At 70.6% G+C, this 6354-nt stretch carries 5 protein-coding genes; all 5 read left to right on the top strand.

The genetic code is table 11. The features are described 5' to 3' along the window. Positions 1–58: 58 nt before the first annotated feature. Genes GH736_RS14970 through ftsW form a run of 5 tightly spaced genes read left to right on the top strand, consistent with a single transcriptional unit; the run spans position 59 to position 6314 of the window. Positions 59–1057 (top strand): Mur ligase family protein, encoded by a 999-nt coding sequence (locus GH736_RS14970; RefSeq protein WP_235934273.1) that lies wholly within the window; start codon positions 59–61, stop codon positions 1055–1057. Beyond that, on the top strand, positions 1054–2466 hold the full coding sequence (locus GH736_RS14975) for a UDP-N-acetylmuramoyl-tripeptide--D-alanyl-D-alanine ligase (protein WP_159604726.1): 1413 nt from the start codon (positions 1054–1056) through the stop codon (positions 2464–2466). Before GH736_RS14970 ends, GH736_RS14975 begins: the two co-directional genes overlap by 4 nt. Further along, positions 2463–3560: a phospho-N-acetylmuramoyl-pentapeptide-transferase gene (mraY, locus tag GH736_RS14980; RefSeq protein WP_159604728.1), complete on the top strand. Its 1098-nt coding sequence runs from the start codon at positions 2463–2465 to the stop codon at positions 3558–3560. The genes GH736_RS14975 and mraY overlap by 4 nt, the downstream gene beginning before the upstream one ends. Beyond that, the gene (gene murD, locus GH736_RS14985; protein WP_159604730.1) at positions 3545–5101 is read left to right on the top strand and encodes a UDP-N-acetylmuramoyl-L-alanine--D-glutamate ligase; all 1557 of its coding nucleotides are present in this window, start codon (positions 3545–3547) and stop codon (positions 5099–5101) included. Before mraY ends, murD begins: the two co-directional genes overlap by 16 nt. Next, complete coding sequence (ftsW, locus tag GH736_RS14990; RefSeq protein WP_159604732.1) at positions 5061–6314, top strand: putative lipid II flippase FtsW; 1254 nt, start codon at positions 5061–5063, stop codon at positions 6312–6314. The genes murD and ftsW overlap by 41 nt, the downstream gene beginning before the upstream one ends. The last annotated feature ends 40 nt before the right edge of the window (positions 6315–6354 follow it).

Raw genomic sequence — 6354 nt, forward strand, 5'->3', positions numbered from 1 at the left:
CGCCACCCGGGTATCCGGGAAGGGCCGTCTGGTTGCCGCCGAAGTCCGTGCCGCCGAAGTGCGACGAGTAGGAGAGGTAGTACTTGTCTCCGCGCTTGAACACCTGCGATGCCTCGAATGCCACCGGGTCGACGGCCTCGTCTTCGACGTCGTCGGATTCACGAACCTCACGCACGACCACCTCGACGACTACCCCTCGATGGACGTCTACTTCGAGGCGAAGCGCGAGCTGTTCCAGCCCGAGCGCGCCCGGCGCGGCGTGGTCACGATCGATTCCGAGTGGGGGCGTCGCCTGGTCTCCGAGTCGCGAGTGCCCGTCACGACGCTGAGCACCGACCCGGCGATCGAGGCCGACTGGCGGCTCACCGTCCTCGAGGAGACCCCCACCGACACGGCGTTCGTGCTCGAGGGCACGGCGGGTCGTCGGCTCGAGACCCGGGTGCCCCTGCTCGGTTGGTACATGGCGGCGAACGCGGCCCTGGCGATCGTCATGCTCGTGGAATCCGGCTACGACCTCGAGCAGATCGCGGAGGTGCTCGAGCGCGACGGCGGCGTGGACGCCTACATCCCCGGTCGGGCCGAGCGCATCTCGGGCGACCGCGGGCCGATCGTCTACATCGACTACGGGCACAGCCCCGACGCGTTCCTGCAGACCCTGGGAGCGATCCGGCGGTCGACCGCCGGACGCGTCATCATGCTGTTCGGCGCCGACGGCGACCGCGACACCACGAAGCGCGCCGACATGGGCGCCATCGCGGCGCGCGGCGCGGACGTCGTGGTGATCACCGATTTCCACCCCAGGTGGGAGGATCCGGCCGCCATCCGTGCCGCGCTCATCGCGGGGGCGCGCGAGGCGGTCCCCGACCGGGAGATCCACGAGATCGCCGACCCCCGCGAGGCGTTCCGGGCGGCACTGGCCATGGCCGGCGAGGGCGATGCGATCCTCTACGCCGGACCCGGCCATGAGGACTACCACGAGGTGAAGGGCGTGAAGATCCCCTATTCAGCGCGAGACGACGCGAAGCAGGCACTGCGTGAGGCGGGCTGGAGCGCATGATCGCGCTCACCCTCGCCGAGATCGCCTCGGTGGTCGGCGGCAGCCTGCACCTGGGCGGCACGGATGCCACGGGCGAGACGGTCGTCGACGGCACCGTCACCACCGACTCGCGTGAGATCGAGCCGGGCGACGTCTTCTTCGCCAAGCGCGGCGAGTTCGACGACGGGCACCGGTTCGCGCCGGCCGCCGTCGAGCGGGGCGCCGCGCTGCTGGTTGTCGAGCACCCGCTCGACCTCCCCGCCCCGCAGGTCGTGGTCGCCGACACGGTCGAGGCGCTCGGCGCCCTCGCGACCGAGGTCGTGGCCAGGGTCCGCGCAGGCGGCGACCTGAAGATCGTCGGCGTCACCGGATCCAACGGCAAGACCACGACGAAGAACCTGCTGCGCGCGGTGCTCGAGCGCGTCGGTCCGACCGTCGCGGCGCGCGCCTCGTACAACAACGAGGTCGGTGCGCCGATCACCATGCTCGAGCTCGCGGCGGACACGCGGTACCTCGTCGCCGAGATGGGCGCCTCAGGCGTCGGCGAGATCGCCCGCCTCGTCCGCATGGCGCGCCCCGACATCGGCATCGTGCTGAAGGTCGGGCTCGCGCACGCCGGCGAGTTCGGCGGCATCGAGCAGACGGTGCGCGCGAAGTCCGAGATGGTCACCGACCTGCTCGACACGGATGTCGCGGTGCTGAACCTCGACGACCCGCGTGTCGCCCCCATGGCCGGCCTCACCGCCGCGCGCGTGGTCTGGTTCGGGCTCGGCGCCGACGCGCACGTTCGGGCCGTCGACATCGCCGCGCACGCGCGCGGCACCGACTTCACCGTCGAGCTCGCGGGCGGCGCATCCGCTCGGGTCCGCTTCGGGGTGCTCGGCGAGCACCACGTGATGAACGCCCTCGCGACGATCGCGGCGGCGACGGAGCTCGGCGTGCCCCTCGACGAGATCGTCGCGGCACTCGAGTCCGTCACGCTCGCGGAGCGCTGGCGCATGCAGCTCATGGGCGGCCGCGACGACATCACCGTCATCAACGACGCGTACAACGCGAGCCCCGACTCGGTGGCGGCCGCGCTCAAGACGCTCGCCCAGGTGCGCGCACCGGGCACGCAGGCGATCGCGGTGCTCGGCGAGATGAGCGAGCTCGGCGAGTACTCGGGGGAGGAGCACGATCGCATCGGGCTGCTCGCGGTGCGCCTCGGCATCTCGCAGCTCGTGGTCGTCGGCGAGGGCGCGCGGCGCCTGCACATCACGGCCATCAATGAGGGCTCGTGGGACGGCGAATCGACCTATGTCGAGACGGCCGACGAGGCGTACGAGCTCGTGACCGGCCTGGCCCGCCCGGGTGACACGATCCTCGTGAAATCCTCGAACTCGGCGGGTCTCCGCCACCTCGGCGACCGACTGGGAGAATGGTCCTCGTGAGAGCACTGTTGACCGCCGGGGCGTTGTCGCTCGCTTTCACGCTCTTCCTGACGCCGCTCTTCATCCGGCTGTTCACGCGGCTGGGCTGGGGCCAGTTCATCCGCGACGACGGCCCGAAGAGCCACCACGTCAAGCGGGGCACGCCCACCATGGGCGGCATCGTCTTCATCCTCGGCAGCCTGTTCGGCTACTTCACCTCGACGCTGCTGGTGTCGAACGAGCCGCCGACGGCATCCGCCATGCTCGTGCTCTTCATGATGGTGGGTCTCGGCGTCGTCGGCTTCATCGACGACTTCCTGAAGACCCGCAAGAAGCAGAGCCTCGGGCTCGGCGGATGGGCGAAGGTACTCGGCCAGGTGGTGGTCGCCACCGCGTTCGCGCTCCTCGCGCTCCAGTTCCCGAACGACGACGGCGTCACGCCCGCGAACACCAGCATCTCGTTCATCCGCGACCTGCCGCTCGACTTCATGGTCTTCGGCACGATCGTCGGCGTGATCCTGTACGTCATCTGGATCTGCCTGCTCACGGCTGGTGCGTCGAACGGGGTGAACGTCACCGACGGCCTCGACGGCCTCGCCGGCGGCGCCTCCATCCTCGCGATCGGGTCCTTCGTCGTCATCGGCTTCTGGCAGTTCAACCAGTCGTGCTTCAGCGAGAGCCTCAACCAGAGCGACGCCTACCGGTGCTACGACGTGCGCGACCCGCTCGACATCGCGATCGTGGCCACGGCCATCGTCGGCGGCCTCATCGGATTCCTCTGGTGGAACACGAACCCCGCGCACATCTACATGGGCGACACCGGGTCGCTCGCGCTCGGCGGCGCCCTCGCGGCGCTCGCCATCGTCAGCCACACCGAGCTGCTCCTGCTCCTCATCGGCGGCCTGTTCGTGATCGAGACCGGGTCGGTGATCGTGCAACGGGCCTACTTCAAGCTCACCGGGGGCAAGCGCATCTTCCTGATGAGCCCGATCCACCATCACTTCGAGCTCAAGGGCTGGGCAGAGGTCACCATCGTCGTGCGCTTCTGGATCATCGGCGGCCTGTTCGTGGCGGCCGGGGTCGGCAGCTTCTACTTCGAATGGCTGCAGAGTTGAGCGGGTCGGATGCCGCGGCCGTCGCCGACCGCCTCGAGACGCTCACCAGCTGGAACGCCGACTGGCGCGGCCTCCGGGTTGCGGTGCTCGGCCTGGGCGTCACCGGGTTCGCCGTCGCCGACACGCTGACGGAGCTCGGCGCCGACGTGCTGGTGCTCGCGCCGGCGGCCGACGACGATCGCGCACGCATCCTCGAGGTCATCGGGGCGCGACTGGTGCGGCATCCGCTCGATTCGGTGCCCGACGAGCTCGTCGCCTTCGCACCCGAGCTCGTGATCGCCTCCCCGGGCTTCCACCCCGACCATCCCGTGCTCGACTGGGCGGCCGAGCACGCGGTGGCCGTCTGGGGTGACATCGAGCTCGCCTGGCGGGTGCGCGACAAGGTGAACGCCGCCGACTGGATCCTCGTCACGGGCACGAACGGCAAGACGACGACGGTGCAGATGACGGCGACGTTCCTCGCGGCGAACGGGCTGCGGGCGGCGCCGTGCGGCAACATCGGCGTGCCCGTGCTCGACGCGGTGCGCGACCCCGGCGGCTTCGACGTGCTCGTCGTCGAACTGTCGAGCTACCAGCTCCACCACCTGCGCACGGTGGGCGCCGGCGCGCTGCATCCGTGGGCCAGCGTCGTGCTCAACATCGCCGACGACCACCTGGACTGGCACGGCTCCGCCGAGGCGTACCGGGCGGCGAAGGCGACCGTGTACGCCAACACCAGGGTCGCGTGCGTGTACAACCGTGCCGACGAGGCGACCATGCACATGGTCGAGGACGCCGAGGTCGAGGAGGGGGCCCGCGCCATCGGCTTCGGCCTCGACGTCCCCGGACCCAGCGACTTCGGCGTCGTCGAGGGCATCCTGTGCGACCGGGCCTTCCTCGACGAGCGCCGCACGGCGGCGCTCGAGATCATCACCCTAAGCGAGCTCGAGCCGCACGGGCTCGATGCACCGCACGTGGTGCAGAACATCCTCGCCGCCTCCGCCCTCGCCCGGTCCTACGGCGTGCCGGTGGGCGTCATCCACGACGCGCTCGGCGACTTCCGCCTCGACGCGCACCGGATCGAGACGGTCGCCGTGGCGGGCGGCATCCGCTGGATCGACGACTCCAAGGCGACGAACCCGCATGCGGCCGAGGCGTCGCTGCGCGCGTTCGGGCGTGTCGTGTGGATCGTCGGCGGCCTCCTCAAGGGCGTCGACGCCGACGCGCTCGTGGCCGCCCACGCGGGGCGCCTGCGCGCGGCGATCGTGATCGGAGTGGACCGCGACGCCCTCGTGTCGGCGTTCCGGCGACACGCGCCCGAGCTGCCCCTCTTCGAGGTCGTCACCGACGACACTGAGACGGTGATGCCCGACGCGGTCGCGCTGGCGGCGTCGGTGGCCGAGCCGGGGGACACCGTGCTCCTCGCACCGGCGGCGGCGTCGATGGACCAATTCGCCGACTACGCCGACCGGGGCAGGCGGTTCCACGAGGCGGTCAGAGCAAGGCTGGGAGGCGAGGCGGATGGCGACTCCGACCGGCACCGCCCGACCGGCCACGGCTGAGCCCGCGGGCGTCTCCGCCGCCCGCATCCGGCTCGGCCGCGTGTTCCGCGTCGAGTCGAAGGACTACTTCCTGCTGCTCGGCACGACGGTCTTCCTCGTCGTGTTCGGCCTCGTGATGGTGCTCTCGTCGTCGTCGGTGGAGTCGAATCTCGAGGACGGCGGATTCTTCGTGCAGGCCTCGAGGCAGGGCCTCTACGCCCTCTTCGGGCTGCCCGTCATGCTCATCGCGAGCCGCGTGCCCGAACGCATGTGGATGCGGGTGGCGTGGCCGCTGCTCATCGTCTCGTGCGTGCTGCAGCTGCTCGTGGTCGCGACGCCCCTGGGCGTGACGGTCGGCGGCAACACGAACTGGCTGGAGCTCGGTCCCATCCCGCCGTTCCAGCCGTCGGAGCTGATCAAGGTCTCGCTCGTCATCTGGCTGGGACTCATCGTGACGAAGAAGCAGGCCCAGCTCGGCGACTTCGTGCACGGCATCCTCCCGATCCTCCTCGTCGGCGGCGGGGCGATCGGCCTCGTGCTGCTCGGCGGCGACCTGGGCACCGTGATGGTCATGGGCGGGATGCTGCTGGGGGCGCTGTTCCTCATCGGCGTGCGCTTCCGGCTGCTGCTGCCGCCGGTGCTCCTCGGAACGGCGGTCTTCGTGATCGTGGCCGTGTCGAGCGACAGCCGGATGCGGCGCATCAGCGCGTTCCTGCAGGAGAACTGCGCCACGATCGACGAGGCGGACTGCTGGCAGATCCAGCACGGCCGGTTCGCCCTGGCCAACGGCGGCATCTTCGGCGTCGGGCTGGGCAACTCCACGGCGAAGTGGTCGTGGCTGCCCGCTGCCGACAACGACTTCATCTTCGCGATCATCGGCGAGGAGCTCGGGCTGATCGGTGCGATCGTCGTCATCGCCCTGTTCGTGGTGCTCGCCGTCGCGTTCGCCCGGGTGCTCCGTGCGGCCAGGACGCCGTTCGCGAAGGCGGCCACCGCCGCGGTCCTCGTGTGGGTGGTCGGCCAGGCGTGTGTCAATATCGGTGTCGTGCTCGGAGTCTTCCCCGTCCTCGGCGTGCCGCTGCCCCTCGTCTCGGCAGGCGGCACCGCCCTGCTCACGACGCTGTTCGCGATCGGAGTCGTGCTCTCCGTCGCACGCGACCCCGAGGCGGCCTCCCGTGCGGAGGCCCGCGCGGTCGCTCGCGCCGCCGCACGATCGGGGCGTTCGGCCCGATGACCACGTACCTGCTGGCCGGGGGCGGGACCGCCGGCCACGT

Origin of the sequence: Agromyces humi, from assembly GCF_009720255.1 — a bacterium.
In the GTDB taxonomy this organism is placed as follows: Bacteria; Actinomycetota; Actinomycetes; order Actinomycetales; family Microbacteriaceae; genus Agromyces; species Agromyces humi.